The following is a 15776-nucleotide window of genomic DNA, read 5'->3' on the forward strand; positions in this document are numbered from 1 at the left end:
CGGGGACGGGCATTGCCTCGCGCCGGGCTCTGCGCCATGTATGGCCAGAGCCAGCTTGGGAGTCCTCATGAAGATCGCTTTCCAGATGGACCCGATTGGTCCCATCGACATCGACGCAGACAGCACGTTTCGACTCGCTGAAGAGGCGCAGGCCCGCGGCCATGCGCTGTTTTACTACACGCCGGATCACCTGTCGTTTCAGGACGGGCGCATCATGGCACGTGGCCAGTCGCTGAGCGTTCAGCGCGTCAAGGGCGCGCATGCCACGCTGGGAGAAATGCAGGAGGTCGACCTGTCGGATTTCGACGTCGTGTGGCTGCGTCAGGATCCGCCCTTCGACATGCATTACATCACCACAACGCATCTGCTCGAGCGACTCGCACCAAGCACATTGGTGATGAACGACCCGTTCTGGGTCCGCAATTCGCCCGAAAAACTACTGGTTCTGAATTTTCCCGACCTGACGCCGCCGACGGCGATCGCGCGGGATCTCGCGACGATTCGGGCTTTCAAGGAAAAGCACGGCGATATCATTCTCAAGCCGCTTTACGGCAATGGCGGTGCTGGGGTGTTCCGCCTTGATCAGAACGATCGCAACCTCAGCTCGCTCTATGAGCTGTTCACCGGTTTCTCGCGTGAGCCGCTGATCGTGCAGAAATACCTGCCCGCCGTCACCAAAGGCGACAAGCGGGTGATCCTTGTCGATGGCGAGCCGGTCGGTGCCATCAACCGTGTGCCCGCCGCTGGCGAGGTGCGCTCGAACATGCATGTCGGTGGGCGCCCCGAAAAGGTTGCGCTGACAGATCGAGATCTCGAAATCTGCGCCAAGATCGGCCCGGTCTTGCGTGAAAAAGGTCAGGTCTTTGTCGGCATCGACGTTATCGGCGACTGGCTGACCGAAATCAACGTGACCTCGCCCACCGGCATTCAGGAACTCGAGCGGTTCGACGGTGTCAATGTCGCCGAGAAGATCTGGCAGGCGGTCGAAGCCCGGCGCGGATGAGCTTGCGGCTCGCCGCGCTGAACGGCGGGCTTCGGCTATTTTCGAAGCCCGCGCTGCGGCGAACCGCCAGTGCCGAACAGGCGGCGCGTGATCTGGAGCGCATAGCGCCCCTGCTGCCTCGGCCTGCATTCCTGCGCCGGATCGAGCGGCCCGGAGGGCTGCACTGGGTTTCCGCCGGGCCCTGCGCAATGCACCGGGTCATCCTGCATTTCCATGGTGGCGGCTTCATCACCGGCAGCCCCGCCACCCATCAGGGCATGATCGCGCGCTTGTCGCAGCTCTCGGGGATCGAGGTCTGCGCCCCAGATTATCCGCTTGCCCAGCGCGCACCGTTTCCAGCGGCGTTCGATGCGGCCTGCGCCGCCTGGCAGGCGCTTCTGGCGCTTGGGTATCACCCCGGGCAGATCGTTCTATCGGGCGATTCGGCCGGCGGCGGGCTGGCGCTTGCGCTGTTGTCGCGCTGCTGCATGGACGGGCAGCCACCTGCTGGCGCGGTAGCCTTTTCCCCATGGACCGATCTTGCGATGACGGGAGAAAGCCTGTCGCGCAACGCCCGCTACGACTCTTTTCTGCCGGTGAGCCGGATGTCTGATCTGGTGGCCTTGATCCTTGGCGGGGCCGATCCGCGTGATCCGCGGATCTCGCCGCTTTACGCCCGCTTCCCCGCCTGCCCGCCGGTGATGATCTTTCATTCGCAGACCGAGATACTGGCCGATGACGCAACGCGTATGGCGGACCGCCTGCACGAAATGGGCGCGCGGGTCGCCCTGCGCAACCATCCCTGCGCGCCGCATGCCTGGCCCGTCTTCGATGGCTGGATTCCCGAGGCTCGACAGTCCCTGCGCGAGGCCGCGCAATTCGTTCAGGCTTGCCTCGACGAGATCAACCGGTAGCCCAGCGCCTCGGCAAGATGGGGGCGTTGGATAGCGCCCGAGCCGCCAAGATCGGCGATGGTGCGCGCCACCCGCAAGATGCGATGGTAGCCGCGCGCCGTCAGGCCAAAGCTATCGGCGGCCTTCAGCAACAAGGCGCGGCAATCTGTGTCCAGCCGGGTGATCTCGTCCAGCAGCGCGCCTTCGGCGTCGGCATTGGTGCGCACGCCGGGGTGCGCGGCGAAGCGTTCCGACTGGATGTCGCGCGCCTCGGCGACGCGGGCAGCAACATCGGCGGAGCTGTCGCCGGATGGCGGCAGGTCGAGATCCATGAACGCGACGGGCGGCACTTCGATGCGCAAATCGAAACGATCCATCAACGGGCCGGAGATCCGCGCCATGTAATCGTCGCCGCAGCCCGGCGCGCGCGAACAGGCGCGGCCCGGATCGCTCAGATAGCCGCATTTGCAGGGGTTCGCGGCCGCCACCAGCATGAAGCGGCAGGGATAGGCCAAATGGGCATTGGCACGCGACACCATCACCTGCCCGGTTTCAAGCGGCTGGCGCAGGGTTTCCAGCACGGTGCGCTGAAATTCAGGCAGCTCGTCAAGAAACAGCACGCCATTGTGGGCAAGGCTTGCCTCGCCGGGCTTTGCCCCGCGCCCGCCGCCGATGATCGCCGCCATCGAGGCAGTGTGATGCGGATCGCGATAGGGCCGGCTGCGCGAGATGCCGCCTTCGGTCAGTAGCCCGGCGACCGAGTGAATCATCGAAGTTTCAAGCGCTTCCTGCGGGCTGAGCGGCGGCAGAAGCCCCGGCAGCCGCGCCGCAAGCATCGACTTGCCCGATCCAGGCGTGCCGACGAACAGCAGGTGGTGACGCCCCGCCGCCGCGATTTCCAGCGCGCGCTTGGCGCGTTCCTGCCCTTTGACATCGCGCAGATCGCGGGACTGCGCCGCGCGCGACAGCTCGCCCGGCGAGGCAGGCCGGATCGGGGCCTGCCCCGAGAAATGCCGCACCAGATCGCCAAGGCTGCGCGCGCCGATCACGGTGCAGCTGCCGACCCACGCCGCTTCGGGGCCGGACCCGTGCGGGCAGACCAGCACGCGATCCGCCTCGGCCGCGGTCATCGCGGCGGGCAGCGCGCCGGGAACCGGCACCAACGTGCCATCCAGCGACAGCTCGCCCAGTGCCATCACCCCGCCGACCACATCGCGCGGCAGGATATCAAGCGCGGCAAGCAGGCTCAGCGCGATGGGCAGGTCGAAATGCGAACCTTCCTTGGGCATGTCGGCGGGCGACAGGTTCACGGTGATGCGCTTGGACGGCAGCGCGATGCCCATCGCGGTCAACGCCGAGCGCACCCGCTCGCGCGCTTCGGATACTGCCTTGTCGGGCAGCCCGACGATGGCAAAGGCCGGCACGCCGATGGTCACGGCGCATTGCACCTCGACCGGCAGGGCCTCGACCCCTTCGAATGCCACCGTATAAGATTGTGCGACCATGCCCTTGCTCTCCGCCGTCCTTGGCACCGTGACCGGAGCGTGGTTAGCGAAAGGTTAATGGCCGCATAAAAAGTTAATGCGGAAACAAGGTGTCGCGTCAGAGCAGCGCGGCAAAGGCAGGCCAGGCCGCCGGGTCCGCGACGGTCTTGTCCCGGCAGAAGGCATTGCAGAAGCCAAAGACCCGGCCCTCGGTTTCAAGCAGATGCGTGACCGGCGCGCCCGAATAGGGGCAAAGGTCGTTTTCCGAAGTGCCACTTTCGATGGCGCGCGCAGGCAGCGGGGCCGGGCCGGGCCAGACACCTTTGGCCCATGGCCGTTCATAGCGCGCCAGATGCTCGCCGCGCGCGATGCCCATCGCCCGCCATCGCCGAAACGCCGGGTCCGCAAGATGGGCGGCGACATAGGCGCGTGCGGTGTCGCCCACGGGCAGCGCATGGCCCGCGATGCGCGCGGCGACGGGGGCGTAGAACGCATCGACAGCGCCGTATTTGCCAAACAGCCAAGGGCCGTCGCCACCATGACGCTTGCGCGCCAACGCCCATAGGGTTTCAATCCGCGCAACATCAGCCAGCACCGCCTCGGAAGGGCGAACATCGCGATAGGCCGCCTGCAGGTTCATCGGGCATTCCGCCCGCAAGGCCCCAAAGCTTGCATGCATCTCGGCGCAGATCGAGCGCGCCATGGCCCTTGCCGCGGGATCAGATGGCCAATGGCCCGCCAAAGGGTGCCGCGTCGCCAGTTCTTCGGCGATGGCAAGGCTGTCCCAGATCACCGCCCCATCTTCGGTTTGCAGGCAGGGTACGGTGCGGCCCGGCGCGATCTGCGGCAACTGCTCTGCCACCGCGCCATCGTCAAAGCTGATGCGGGTGATGACAAACGGCAGATCGAAGCGCTCCATCAACAGCCAGCCGCGCATGGACCAGCTGGAATAGGTGTAGTCTCCGAGAAACAGGCGATCGGACATGGACAACTCCGCAAGGCGATTTACCTTATGATTGCTGACACATCGCAGGGTCCTGACAAAGCGCATTTCCGTGCCGCCATGGATCACGAATGCTGATGGATCAGCCGGCAAAATCCCGCCGGGCGCCGCCCCCGTCCCCGCGATTATCCGCAAACGCGGAAAAAATTTTGCGCCGGGGCGAAACTTGTCGCAGGTTTGGTGCGTTCATGGTCGTACAATCACGCACGCGAGACGGGCAAACCCCGTCCGGCATCCGACGGGGGATATGCGCATGACACCTGTGACCTTCAACGATCAGACATTGTCGCGACGCGCCATGAAAGCCGAGCTTCTTGACGCCGAAACCGAGCTGAAACTTGCTTATGCCTGGCGCGACCAGCGCGACGAGGCCGCCCTGCACCGGCTGATCACTGCCTATATGCGTCTAGCTATTTCAATGGCTTCAAAGTTCAAGCGCTACGGCGCTCCGATGGGCGATCTGATTCAGGAAGCCGGTCTTGGCCTGATGAAGGCCGCCGACAAGTTCGACCCTGATCGCGGCGTTCGCTTTTCGACCTATGCGGTGTGGTGGATCAAGGCGAGCATTCAGGATTACGTGATGCGCAACTGGTCGATGGTGCGCACCGGCTCGACCTCGTCGCAAAAGTCGCTGTTCTTCAACATGCGCCGGGTGCAGGCGCGTCTGGAGCGCGAAGCGCAGGCCGAAGGTCGCACGCTGGAGCGCCACATGCTGCACGCCGCCATCGCCACGGAAATCGGCGTGCCGCTGCATGATGTCGAAATGATGGACGGGCGGCTTGCCGGCTCTGATTTCTCGCTCAACGCCACCCAGTCCAGCGACGAGGACGGGCGCGAATGGATCGACACGTTGGAAGACGATGGCGAGCAAGGCTCGGAGCAGGTCGAATTCGATCTCGACAACGCCCAGCTGCGCGAATGGCTGGTGGTGGCGATGTCCTCGCTGAACGAGCGCGAGCGCTTTATCGTGCGTGAGCGCAAACTGCGCGACGACAGCCGGACGCTGGAAAGTCTCGGGCAGGAACTTGGGCTGTCGAAAGAGCGGGTGCGCCAGCTTGAGGCCGCGGCCTTCGGCAAGATGCGCAAGTCGCTTGAAGCGCAGAGCCGTGAGGTGCAACACTTCCTCGCATGATGCGTATCCTTCTGACCCTGTGCGCGGGCCTTGCCGCTTCGACCGCGTTTGCGGATGATGGCGATCTCTATGCTGCCGAGGTGGTGTTCCTTGGCGAAGCGCATGACAATCCGGGCCACCACGCCCGGCAGGCCGCGCTGGTGGCCGAGCTTGATCCAACGGCGCTGGTCTTCGAGATGCTGAGCCGCGAGCAGGCGACGCAGGTCCGCGCCGAGGATCGCGCGGATCAGGCGCGGCTCGAGGCGCTGTTGGGCTGGGAAGCCAGCGGCTGGCCGGATTTCTCGATGTACTACCCGATCTTCGAGGCCGCCCCAGAGGCGGCGATCTATGGCGCGGCGCTGCCCCGGGACGAGGCGCGCGAGGCACGTGACGCGCCTCTGGCAGGCGTTTTTGGCCCCTCCGCCGGCTTCTACGGTCTTGACGAGGATCTGCCGCCGCAAATGCAGGCCATGCGCGAAGACTTGCAGATGGCGGCGCATTGCAACAGCCTGCCGCCGGAGCTGCTGCCGATGATGGTGGATATCCAGCGCCTGCGCGATGCGCGGCTGGCGGAAACCGCGCTTGAGGCTTATGCGATTCACGGTGGCCCGGTGGTGGTCATCACAGGCAATGGCCACGCCCGCACCGATTGGGGCGCACCGATGCTGGCGCGCATGGCCGCGCCCGAGGTCAGGGTCGCCGCGCTGGGACAGGGTGAGGACGGCGCTGCCCCCGATGGCACCTTCGATCTGCTCGAAGACAGCCCTAGCGTGGCGCGCCAAGACCGCTGCGCGGATTTTGTCGCCCCCGAGCCCCCTGCCCCCGCCGCAGCAGCCGATTGAGTTTTCCCGCAGCGGCGCGTACCCCTTGGGCAACCAATGGGAGAACGTGATGCTGGGCGGAAAACGGATCCTTCTGATCATCGGCGGCGGCATCGCGGCCTATAAGACGCTTGAACTGATCCGCCGTCTGCGCGAGCGCGGCGCGGCGGTGACGCCGGTGATGACGGCGGCGGCGACGCAATTCGTCACGCCGATGTCGGTCAGCGCGCTGGCGGGCGAGGCGGTGCACCGCGAGCTGTTCGACCTGACCTCCGAGTCCGAGATGGGCCATATCCAGCTGTCCCGCGTGGCGGATCTTGTGCTGGTCTGCCCGGCAACGGCGGATCTCATGGCGAAGATGGCGCAGGGGCTGGCCGGAGACCTTGCCTCGACCCTGCTTCTGGCGACCGATACGCCGGTAATGATCGTGCCCGCGATGAATGTGCGGATGTGGGACCACCCCGCCACCCAGCGCAATCTTGCGACCCTGCGCAGCGATGGCGTCACGGTTCTCGGGCCGGACTCGGGCGATATGGCCTGCGGCGAATACGGACCGGGGCGGCTGGTCGAGGTGCCGCAGATCCTTGCGGCGCTCGAAACGGCACTTTCCGATGGCCCGCTGAAAGGGCGGCGCGTGCTGGTGACATCCGGCCCGACGCATGAGCCGATCGACCCGGTGCGCTATATCGCCAACCGCTCGTCTGGTGCGCAGGGCACGGCGATTGCCGCGGCGCTGCGCGATCTGGGCGCCGAGGTGGTGTTTGTCACCGGCCCAGCCGAGGTGGCGCGGCCAGAAGGCGTCGAGGTGATCGAGGTGCAAAGCGCCATAGAGATGCGCGCCGCCGTGATGGCGACGCTGCCGGTCGATGCCGGGGTCTTTGCCGCCGCCGTGGCGGATTGGCGGGTCGAGAATGCGGGCGGGTCCAAGATCAAGAAGATCGCCGGACAGCTGCCGACGCTCAGCTTTACCGAAAACCCCGACATCCTTGCCGAAGTGTCGAACCTGCCCGAGGGCCGCCCAGAACTGGTGGTCGGCTTTGCCGCCGAGACCGATGACGTGGTGGCCCATGCCACCGCCAAGCGGCTGCGCAAGGGCTGCGACTGGATCGTTGCCAACGATGTCAGCCCGGCGACCGGCATTATGGGAGGAACCGAAAACGCCATCGTGCTGATCTCGGGCAGCGGGGCCGAAGCGTGGCCGCGCATGGGCAAGAGCGAGGTGGCCCGCCAATTGGCAGAGCGCATCGCGGCGAGTCTGGGCGCGCAGTGATGGCATCGGGATTCTGGGCGGACTGTTGCGCATCTTGGGGGCGCGCCTGCTCCACGTGGAACATCCTGTACGTGCCGGCGGTTCTTACTGCACCAGATCACTGATGGCACAGGAGGACACGATGTCGATCAAACGTATCGCGAAACAGGCCCTGTCGGCCTACGCCCGCAGCAAGACCCAAGCCAGCCACACCGGCCCTCACGGCAGCCCGGTCCGCCACCGCCCGATCCGCACCAGCAAGGTCAAGCGTGGCCGAAGCATGGAGGGACAGCTTCTCTCGAAGGTCGCGCGGTCGCTGCGCAAGGCCTTCTGAGCACCGCCCAAGCGCCCTGATATGACAAAAGCCCCGACCGTTGGTCGGGGCTTCCTTTGTTCGTAGCTTTGGACAAGGGGCGCAGACCGCCTTGTCAGCACCAGCTCAGCGGGTGAACTTCTTGAACTTGACCCGCTTGGGCTCAACCGCATCGGGGCCGAGGCGACGCTTCTTGTCTTCCTCGTAATCCTCGAAGTTGCCCTCGAACCACTCCACATGCGCATCGCCTTCGAAGGCAAGGATATGCGTGCAGATCCGGTCAAGGAAGAAACGGTCGTGCGAGATCACCACGGCGCAGCCGGCGAAATCGACCAGCGCGTCTTCGAGCGCCCGCAGGGTTTCCACGTCAAGGTCGTTGGTCGGTTCGTCGAGCAGCAACACGTTGCCGCCTTCCTTGAGCAGCCGCGCCATGTGGACCCGGTTACGCTCACCGCCCGAAAGCAGGCCGACCTTTTTCTGCTGGTCGGTGCCCTTGAAGTTGAAGGCGCCGCAATAGGCGCGGCTGTTGATTTCGGCATCGCCCAGCTTGATCACTTCGGCGCCGCCGGAAATCGCTTCCCAGACGTTGGCGTCCGGCTCCAGATCGTCGCGCGACTGGTCGACGTAGCTCAGCTGCACGGTGTTGCCGACCTCGATCGTGCCCTCGTCGGGCTGTTCATGGCCGGTGATCATCTTGAACAGCGTCGATTTACCGGCACCGTTCGGGCCGATCACGCCAACGATGCCGCCGGGCGGCAGGCTGAAGGACAGGTTCTCGATCAGCAGCTTGTCGCCCATCGCCTTCCGGACGTTCTCGAGCTCGAGCACCTTGGAGCCAAGCCGTTCGCCGTTCGGGATGACGATCTGCGCCTTGCCGACGCGTTCGCGCACCGATTGATCGGCCAGCTTTTCATAGGACTGGATCCGCGCCTTGGATTTGGCCTGACGCGCCTTGGCGCCCTGCCGCATCCATTCCAGTTCGCGTTCCAGCGTCTTTTGCTTGGCCTTGTCCTCGCGCGCTTCCTGCAGCAGGCGCTTGGCTTTCTGTTCGACCCAGCTGGAATAGTTGCCCTCGTAGGGGATGCCCCGGCCACGGTCGAGTTCCAGAATCCAGCCGGTGATCGCATCAAGGAAGTAGCGGTCGTGGGTGACGATCAGGATGGTGCCCTTGTATTCGACAAGGTGATTCTGAAGCCAGGCGATGGTTTCCGCGTCAAGGTGGTTGGTCGGTTCGTCGAGAAGCAGCATATCGGGCGCTTCGAGCAGCAGCTTGCACAGCGCAACGCGGCGGCGTTCACCGCCCGACAGGGTGGTGACGTCGGCATCATCCGCCGGGCAGCGCAGGGCCTCCATCGCGATGTCGATCTGGTTGTCGAGTTCCCACAGGTTCTCGGCGTCGATCTGATCCTGCAGCGCCGCCATCTCGTCGGCGGTCTCTTCGCTGTAGTTCATCGCCAGCTCGTTGTACTTGTCGAGCTTGGCCTGCTTGGCGGCAACGCCCAGCATGACGTTCTGACGGACGTTGAGCTCGGGCTCAAGATGCGGCTCCTGCGGCAGATAGCCGACCTTGGCGCCCTCGGCCGCCCAGGCTTCGCCGCTGAAATCCTTGTCGGTGCCCGCCATGATTCGCATCAGCGTCGACTTGCCCGAGCCGTTGACGCCGACAACCCCGATCTTGACTCCGGGCAGGAAGCTGAGCTTGATGTTTTCAAAGCACTTCTTGCCGCCGGGATAGGTTTTGGACACTCCATCCATGTGGTAGACGTACTGATAGCTGGCCATGCGGTCCTCCGGTGACTGGTTGCGGCCTGTATCGCACCGCTGCGCACGGATGCAAAGGCCCGGCGCGGGCTGATTATGCGTGTCTCGCAAGCGAATTTCAGAGTTTTGAGGCTCATCCGCACCGGAAACGACGACGGCGCGCCGGATGGCGCCCATGCCGGGGCCCAGAATGACCCTCTCCGCAGGTCTTTGGCCACGCGATGCGGTGCCCTCTTGCCACGCCCGGCGGGGAACCCGCTCATTTCATGTTGAAGTTGACCCGCGATCCAGTGTCTGTTCATCCGATCCTGTCACGACACGAGTCAAGATGACCTGGGACGCTTACGAAACCGGTTTCGCGCTCGCGCCCGGACAGAAGGTCGGAGTGTTCGGTGGATCGTTCGATCCGCCGCACGCCGGTCATGTCCACATCACGCTGGAGGCGCTGCGCCGCTTCCGGCTCGATCGCGTGCTGTGGCTGGTCAGCCCGGGCAACCCGCTCAAGCCGCATGGGCCGGCGCCGCTGGCACAGCGGCTGGCGGCATCGCGGGCGATCATGCAGCACCCCAAGGTCATCGTCAGCGATTTCGAGGCGATCGCGGGCACGCGCTATACCGCAAGCACCCTACGGGCGCTGCAAAAGGCCTATCGCGGGGCGCATTTCGTCTGGCTGATGGGGGCTGACAATCTGGCGCAGTTTCACCGCTGGGAAGACTGGCGCGGCATCATGGACAGCACACCGGTCGGGGTGCTGGCGCGGCCCGGCAGCCGCCTTGCCGGACGCGGCTCTGTCGCGGCGACGGTCTATGGCTCGGCCCGCCTGCCCGCCCGTTCTGCCCCGCTGCTTGCGATGCATCGCGCGCCCGCGTGGTGCTTTGTCGATGTCCCGATGATCGATCTCAGCTCGACCGAACTGCGCCGGGGTCGCGCCGATAGCGGCGAAAGTGATCCCGATGCATTGGCCTGACGCTTGCCCGAGAGCGCGGCGCTTTGTTAGATCGACATCATGACGCATCAGCTTTCACGCCGCCATTTCCTTGCCGCGCTCGGCGCCTCTGGCATCGGCGCGGCAACGCCCGCGCTGGCCGGGGCGCCAACCGCATCGCTGCGGCCCGTCGCGCGGGGCGAAGATCTGCGCTTGCGCAGCATCGCCAGCGCCGAAGAGCTGATCGCGGCGGCGAAGCTGAGCGGCGCGGTCGGTTTCACTGTGCTCGACGCGGCCACCGGCACGGTGATCGACAGCCATGCCCCGACGCATGGCCTGCCGCCCGCCAGCGTGGCGAAGGCGATCACCGCGTCCTACGCCTTGGCGGTGCTGGGGCCGGACCACCGCTTCAACACCGACCTGCTGGCCACCGGCGAGGTGGTCGAAGGCGTGCTCAAGGGCGATCTGATCCTGCTGGGCGGCGGCGATCCGACGCTGGACACCGACGGCATGGCCGAGCTTGTGCTGATGCTCAAGGCCGCGGGCGTTGCGCGGGTCGAGGGGCGCTTCCTCGTCTGCGGTGGCACACTGCCCTACACGCCGACCATTGATCCTGGCCAGCCCGAACATGTCGGCTACAGCCCCGCGGTGTCGGGTCTCGCGCTGAATTACAACCGCGTGCATTTCGAATGGCACAAGGGCGGCAACGGCTATCAAGTCAGCATGGATGCGCCCTCGCCGACGCTGCGCCCGGCGGTTCGGATGGCAAGCATGGGCGTGATCACCCGCGACGTGCCGCTCTATACCTATCATGACGGCGGCGCCCGCGACGAATGGACGGTGGCGCGCGGCGCGCTGGGGAACAGCGGCGCGCGCTGGCTGCCGGTGCGCAAGCCCGACCGCTACGCCGGCGAGGTCTTCCAGGTGCTGGCCGGCGGCAAGGGCGTCAGCGTGCCCGCCCCCGAAATGGTTGCGACCTGCCCGCCGGGCACGCTGCTGGCGCGCAAGCAAAGCGCGCCGCTGGCGGATGTGCTTCGCGACATGCTGAAATGGTCGACCAACCTGACCGCCGAGATGGTCGGCCTTGCCGCCACCCGCGCCCGGCTGGGCGAGGCGCAATCGATGCGCCATTCGGCCGCGGAAATGAGCGCCTGGGCCCGCAGCGAATTTGGCCTCGAGCAGGTGGCGCTGGTGGATCATTCCGGCCTTGGCGAAGACAGCCGCATCACGTCGCAAGACATGGCGAAACTGCTGCTGCGCCAGCGGGTCGGACTGAAGGCGCTGCTGAAGCCGATGCCGCTGCGCGACAGCACAGGCAAGGTCTTCAAGGATGCATCGCAAGCGGTTCACGCCAAGACCGGGACGCTGAACTTTGTCAGCGGCCTTGCCGGCTACGTCGATCTGGACGGCGGCGAAGAGCTGGTCTTTGCCTTCTTCAGCGGCGATCTCGACCGCCGCGCCACGCTGAGCAAGGCGCAGCGCGAGCGTCCCGAGGGCGGCAAGGCATGGAACACCCGCGCCAAGATGCTTCAGCAGGCGCTGATCGAACGCTGGGCGGTGCTGGCCGAGGCATAACCCCGAGCGGCACCCTCAGGCCGGCAGATGCCGCGCCCGCGCGCCGCGCTCGATGGCGGCGGCGTGCAGGCGATCGATGTCCAGCTCGTAGCGAATTTCCTCGAGCAGGCGCAGTTCCTCGTCTCCCAGCGCGCCATCGGCGGCGGCCACGTCGCAGGCCAGCGCATAGGCGGTTTCAAACAGCCGCTCGGGCAGGTTGTCGCGGATCAGGCCAAACAGCGCATCCAGCCCTTCCTCTTGCTCGAACAGCGAAAACACCAGATCGGTCATCGCGCGAATGCGGTCGGTGTCGTAATCGGCAAAGATCGGCAGCATGTTGACCGAGGTCTCGATCTTGACCAGTTCGGCGGTGCGCACGTTCTGATCCGATGCCGAAATGGCGATCATCAACGCCACAAGACAATCTTGCGGAGTCAACGGATGGGTGACGGCGTCCTGCATATCTGCGCTTTCTTGCTGCTGTGTCATCAGGCAATTTATTGACCCGACCTCGCGTCTGCAATAGGACGCGGCTTTGTGCCCTCGCACTGCGCGGAGGCACGCCTTGTCTTGACCCCCGTGAATGGAGAGTTTCGGATGCCCGATCTGCGCGATGCCGCCATGAGTTCGAAGGCCTGGCCCTTTGAAGAGGCCCGCCGCATCCTGAAACGCTACGAGAAAAAGCCGCCCGAAAAGGGATATGTGCTGTTCGAAACCGGCTACGGGCCGTCTGGCCTGCCGCATATCGGCACCTTTGGCGAGGTGGCGCGCACCACGATGATCCGCCGCGCTTTCGAGCTGATTTCCGACATCCCGACCCGGCTGATCTGCTTTTCCGATGACATGGACGGCATGCGCAAAGTGCCGGAAAACGTGCCGAACCAAGCGCTCTTGCAGGCCAACCTGCAACGCCCGCTGACCGTGGTGCCCGACCCGTTCGAGCAATATGAAAGCTTCGGCCATCATAACAACGCCATGCTGCGCCGGTTCCTCGACACCTTCGGGTTTCAGTACGATTTCTACTCGGCGAGCGAATTCTACGCCTCGGGCCAGTTCGACGAAATCCTGCTGCGCTGCGCAGAGAAATACGATGAGCTGATGGCGATCATGCTCAAATCGCTGCGCGACGAGCGGGCGGCGACCTATTCGATCTTTCTGCCGATCCACCCGGAAACCGGCCGGGTGCTGTATGTTCCGATCAAGCATGTTGATGCCGCCAACGGCACCATCACATTCGATGACGACGACGGCGTGGAATACACGCTCCCGGTCACGGGCGGCAAGGTCAAGCTGCAGTGGAAGCCCGATTTCGGCGCCCGCTGGGCAGCGCTTGGCGTCGATTTCGAGATGTACGGCAAGGACCACAGCACCAACACGCCGATCTATGACGGCATCTGCCGGGCCCTTGGCGTGCGTGCGCCCGAGCATTTCACCTATGAGCTGTTCCTTGATGACTCCGGCCAGAAGATCAGCAAATCCAAGGGCAACGGTCTGTCGATCGACGAGTGGCTGACCTATGCCGCGTCGGAATCGCTGTCGTATTTCATGTATCAGAAGCCAAAGACCGCCAAGCGGCTGTGGTGGGATGTGATCCCCAAGGCGGTGGACGAATACCACCAGCAACTGCGCGCCTATCCCGACCAGACGCCCGAGCAGAAGCTGAACAACCCGGTCTGGCACATCCACGGCGGCGACGTACCGGAATCGAAAATGCTGGTGCCGTTCTCGATGTTGCTCAACCTCGCCTCGGCTGCCGGGGCCGAGGACAAGGACGCGATGTGGGGCTTCATCAAGCGCTACGCCCCCGATGCATCGCCCAAGGACAACCCCGACATGGATGCCGCCGCCGGCTACGCGGTGCGCTACTACAATGATTTCGTGAAGCCGACCAAGAAGTTCCGCGCCCCCACCGAACAGGAAAAGCTGGCGATGCAGGATCTGGCGACGCGTTTGCGCGCCCATGACGGCGCGGCGGATGACGAGACGTTGCAGACCATCGTCTTTGCTGTCGGCAAGGACCATGGGTTCGAGAACCTGCGTGAGTGGTTCAAGGCGCTCTACGAGGTGCTGCTCGGGCAAAGTCAGGGGCCGCGGTTCGGCGGGTTCATCGCCCTCTACGGGGTCGACGAAACGGTGACGCTGATCGAAAACGGCATCAACGGCACGCTCTAGCCGTTGCCGCATGGCGGGCTCTCTTGTTTTTGCAGGAGGGGAGCCCGCATGAAGCATCTGATCTACGCGACACTGGCCGCGCTGGCATTGGCCGGGGCGGCCGTTCCATTGGCGGCGCAGGACCGCAGCGCCATTCCCGGCGTGGCGCGCGACCAGCTCGGCGCATTTCGCGCGGGCGATCTGGCGGGCGCAAAGGCCTTTGCCAGCCCGACAGGCTTTGTTGCATAAACCGCTTCAGGGATTCACTGTGTGAATCCAGCATGATAGTTGGGCGACATGAGCAGCTGGCCCCCTACGAAGTACAAGACCAGGAACTGGCCTTCGTAAAACCCAGCGCTGAAGCAACGCGGATCGCTGTCGATCCCCTGACCGGCAGCACATGCTTGCATGTGTGAGAGGTTGGTTTGATCCGGAGATGATCTGGACGCCGCCGCCAACGGGCAAGCGTGGGCGACAGCAAGAGTTCAGCGACGCGGCCATCCAGACCTGTCTGACGCTGAAAGTGCTGTTTGGCTTGCCGCTGCGGCAAACCACGGGTTTCGTCGAGAGCCTGTTGCGGCTGGTTGGGTTGGACTGGGCAGTGCCCGATTTCAGCACCTTTTGCCGCCGTCAAAAGACACTGAACGTGAGCCTGCCGTATCGCGGTACCACTGGCCCTGTGAACCTGCTCATCCCCTCTCGGGCAGTGCACAGCTCCGGCATCAAATCCGAGGGTGAAGGGGAATGGAACGCGCGCAAGCATGGCTGCCCCAAGCGGCGCATTTGGCGCAAGATACATATAGGGAGCGACGAGGAAACGCTGGAGCGTGCGTGCAGTCGAGGTCACTACCAGCAATGTCGGTGATGCCCCCATGCTCCCAGAATTACTCAACCAGATCCCGCCTGATCAAAACATCGGATCAGTGACCGCAGATGGGGCCTATGACACGCGCAAATGCCATGACGCGATTGCCGCCCGAAATGCCCACGCCGTCGTCATACCCCCGTGCAAGAACGCTAAACCATGGAAGCCCACGAGCCCCGGGGCCGTCACCCGAAACGAGGCGGTGCGTGCATCCCGCTGTCCTGGCAAGGCATTGTGGCGACGTTGGAGCGGATACCACCGCCGAAGCCGCGTTGTGACCAAGATGAACTGCATCAAGCTTCTCGGCCAATCCCTGATGTCGAGAGACTTCGACCGGCAGGTCACAGAGATCCAGGTCCGCATCGCCGTCCTGAACCGCTACACCGCTCTTGGCATACCCGTCACAGAGGCCGTAGGATAACTCCGTCCGGGGAAAGCATCTGTCTTGGAAAACAAGACTAAAGTTCCCGCGAATGGCAGCTACTGGGTTTTACGGCGGCGTCGGCGACCAGGTTCGATCCTCGGTGAGCAGCGCGTTGGCCAATATGAGCAGCTTCCGCATGACGGCGGTGATAGCGACCTTGAACGGTTTGCCGATCTGGCGGAGCCGCTCGTAGAACGCCTTTAGACCCGGGTTCCACCGCACAGCGACCGTCGCCGCCAT

14 protein-coding genes and 2 pseudogenes are annotated in these 15776 nt (G+C 64.6%); 11 read left to right on the forward strand and 5 right to left on the reverse strand.

Translation table 11 applies throughout. The features are described 5' to 3' along the window. The first annotated feature begins 67 nt into the window (after positions 1-67). Both gshB and Q4543_RS05155 read left to right on the forward strand, forming a co-directional pair. On the forward strand, positions 68-1003 hold the full coding sequence (gene gshB, locus Q4543_RS05150) for a glutathione synthase (protein WP_303436702.1): 936 nt from the start codon (positions 68-70) through the stop codon (positions 1001-1003). Then, complete coding sequence (locus Q4543_RS05155; RefSeq protein ID WP_303436703.1) at positions 1000-1896, forward strand: alpha/beta hydrolase; 897 nt, start codon at positions 1000-1002, stop codon at positions 1894-1896. Before gshB ends, Q4543_RS05155 begins: the two co-directional genes overlap by 4 nt. Here the strand turns inward: Q4543_RS05155 and Q4543_RS05160 are convergent. Further along, entirely contained in the window at positions 1866-3380 is a 1515-nt protein-coding gene (locus tag Q4543_RS05160) for a YifB family Mg chelatase-like AAA ATPase (protein WP_303436704.1), read from the reverse strand. The two genes, Q4543_RS05155 and Q4543_RS05160, sit on opposite strands and share 31 nt — an antisense overlap. Positions 3381-3477: 97 nt before the next feature. Further along, the gene (locus Q4543_RS05165; RefSeq protein WP_303436705.1) at positions 3478-4344 is read right to left on the reverse strand and encodes a glutathione S-transferase; all 867 of its coding nucleotides are present in this window, start codon (positions 4342-4344) and stop codon (positions 3478-3480) included. Positions 4345-4615: 271 nt separating this feature from the next. Between Q4543_RS05165 and Q4543_RS05170 the strand changes: the two genes are divergently transcribed. The 4 genes from Q4543_RS05170 (at position 4616) to Q4543_RS05185 (ending at position 7877) form a co-directional block, all read left to right on the forward strand. Continuing rightward, positions 4616-5494 (forward strand): RNA polymerase factor sigma-32, encoded by an 879-nt coding sequence (locus Q4543_RS05170; RefSeq protein ID WP_303436706.1) that lies wholly within the window; start codon positions 4616-4618, stop codon positions 5492-5494. Continuing rightward, positions 5491-6315: a ChaN family lipoprotein gene (locus tag Q4543_RS05175; protein WP_303436707.1), complete on the forward strand. Its 825-nt coding sequence runs from the start codon at positions 5491-5493 to the stop codon at positions 6313-6315. Before Q4543_RS05170 ends, Q4543_RS05175 begins: the two co-directional genes overlap by 4 nt. 49 nt (positions 6316-6364) lie before the next feature. Beyond that, positions 6365-7564 (forward strand): bifunctional phosphopantothenoylcysteine decarboxylase/phosphopantothenate--cysteine ligase CoaBC, encoded by a 1200-nt coding sequence (coaBC, locus tag Q4543_RS05180; protein ID WP_303436708.1) that lies wholly within the window; start codon positions 6365-6367, stop codon positions 7562-7564. Between the two features lie 121 nt (positions 7565-7685). After that, a complete protein-coding gene (locus tag Q4543_RS05185) occupies positions 7686-7877 on the forward strand; it encodes a hypothetical protein (RefSeq protein ID WP_303436709.1) in 192 nt (63 codons plus the stop codon). A 105-nt stretch (positions 7878-7982) separates the two neighbouring features. On the opposite strand, the gene ettA is transcribed toward Q4543_RS05185, so the two are convergent. After that, positions 7983-9638 carry an energy-dependent translational throttle protein EttA gene (ettA, locus tag Q4543_RS05190; RefSeq protein ID WP_216006307.1) on the reverse strand — a complete coding sequence of 552 codons (1656 nt, stop codon included), beginning with the start codon at positions 9636-9638 and terminating at the stop codon, positions 7983-7985. A 307-nt stretch (positions 9639-9945) separates the two neighbouring features. On the opposite strand from ettA, the gene Q4543_RS05195 reads away from it, so the two are divergent. Next, a complete protein-coding gene (locus Q4543_RS05195; RefSeq protein ID WP_303436710.1) occupies positions 9946-10584 on the forward strand; it encodes a nicotinate-nucleotide adenylyltransferase in 639 nt (212 codons plus the stop codon). A gap of 39 nt (positions 10585-10623) precedes the next feature. After that, positions 10624-12117, forward strand: a complete 1494-nt coding sequence (dacB, locus tag Q4543_RS05200) for a D-alanyl-D-alanine carboxypeptidase/D-alanyl-D-alanine-endopeptidase (protein WP_303436712.1) — start codon at positions 10624-10626, stop codon at positions 12115-12117. 15 nt (positions 12118-12132) lie between these two features. Here the strand turns inward: dacB and Q4543_RS05205 are convergent, their stop codons facing one another. Beyond that, positions 12133-12558: a tellurite resistance TerB family protein gene (locus Q4543_RS05205; RefSeq protein WP_216006315.1), complete on the reverse strand. Its 426-nt coding sequence runs from the start codon at positions 12556-12558 to the stop codon at positions 12133-12135. 135 nt (positions 12559-12693) lie between these two features. Between Q4543_RS05205 and Q4543_RS05210 the strand changes: the two genes are divergently transcribed. From Q4543_RS05210 to Q4543_RS05220, 3 genes and pseudogenes are all read left to right on the forward strand, one after another. Next, the gene (locus tag Q4543_RS05210; RefSeq protein ID WP_303436714.1) at positions 12694-14268 is read left to right on the forward strand and encodes a lysine--tRNA ligase; all 1575 of its coding nucleotides are present in this window, start codon (positions 12694-12696) and stop codon (positions 14266-14268) included. Between the two features lie 48 nt (positions 14269-14316). Then, positions 14317-14496: a hypothetical protein gene (locus Q4543_RS05215; protein ID WP_303436717.1), complete on the forward strand. Its 180-nt coding sequence runs from the start codon at positions 14317-14319 to the stop codon at positions 14494-14496. A 108-nt stretch (positions 14497-14604) separates the two neighbouring features. After that, positions 14605-15533, forward strand: a pseudogene (locus Q4543_RS05220) (IS5 family transposase). A gap of 69 nt (positions 15534-15602) precedes the next feature. Here the strand turns inward: Q4543_RS05220 and Q4543_RS05225 are convergent. Further along, positions 15603-15776 (reverse strand): annotated as a pseudogene (locus tag Q4543_RS05225) (IS110 family transposase); the annotation flags it as partial.

Source organism: Salipiger sp. 1_MG-2023 (genome assembly GCF_030547555.1).
Classification (GTDB): domain Bacteria; phylum Pseudomonadota; class Alphaproteobacteria; order Rhodobacterales; family Rhodobacteraceae; genus Salipiger.

Coding starts and splice junctions, on each gene's coding strand:
- Q4543_RS05215 (WP_303436717.1), top strand. CDS start 14,317: ATGAAGCATCTGATCTACGCGACACTGGCCGCGCTGGCATTGGCCGGG.
- Q4543_RS05195 (WP_303436710.1), top strand. CDS start 9,946: ATGACCTGGGACGCTTACGAAACCGGTTTCGCGCTCGCGCCCGGACAG.
- Q4543_RS05175 (WP_303436707.1), top strand. CDS start 5,491: ATGATGCGTATCCTTCTGACCCTGTGCGCGGGCCTTGCCGCTTCGACC.
- dacB (WP_303436712.1), top strand. CDS start 10,624: ATGACGCATCAGCTTTCACGCCGCCATTTCCTTGCCGCGCTCGGCGCC.
- Q4543_RS05155 (WP_303436703.1), top strand. CDS start 1,000: ATGAGCTTGCGGCTCGCCGCGCTGAACGGCGGGCTTCGGCTATTTTCG.
- coaBC (WP_303436708.1), top strand. CDS start 6,365: ATGCTGGGCGGAAAACGGATCCTTCTGATCATCGGCGGCGGCATCGCG.
- Q4543_RS05210 (WP_303436714.1), top strand. CDS start 12,694: ATGCCCGATCTGCGCGATGCCGCCATGAGTTCGAAGGCCTGGCCCTTT.
- Q4543_RS05205 (WP_216006315.1), bottom strand. CDS start 12,558: ATGCAGGACGCCGTCACCCATCCGTTGACTCCGCAAGATTGTCTTGTG.
- ettA (WP_216006307.1), bottom strand. CDS start 9,638: ATGGCCAGCTATCAGTACGTCTACCACATGGATGGAGTGTCCAAAACC.
- Q4543_RS05165 (WP_303436705.1), bottom strand. CDS start 4,344: ATGTCCGATCGCCTGTTTCTCGGAGACTACACCTATTCCAGCTGGTCC.
- Q4543_RS05170 (WP_303436706.1), top strand. CDS start 4,616: ATGACACCTGTGACCTTCAACGATCAGACATTGTCGCGACGCGCCATG.
- Q4543_RS05160 (WP_303436704.1), bottom strand. CDS start 3,380: ATGGTCGCACAATCTTATACGGTGGCATTCGAAGGGGTCGAGGCCCTG.
- gshB (WP_303436702.1), top strand. CDS start 68: ATGAAGATCGCTTTCCAGATGGACCCGATTGGTCCCATCGACATCGAC.
- Q4543_RS05185 (WP_303436709.1), top strand. CDS start 7,686: ATGTCGATCAAACGTATCGCGAAACAGGCCCTGTCGGCCTACGCCCGC.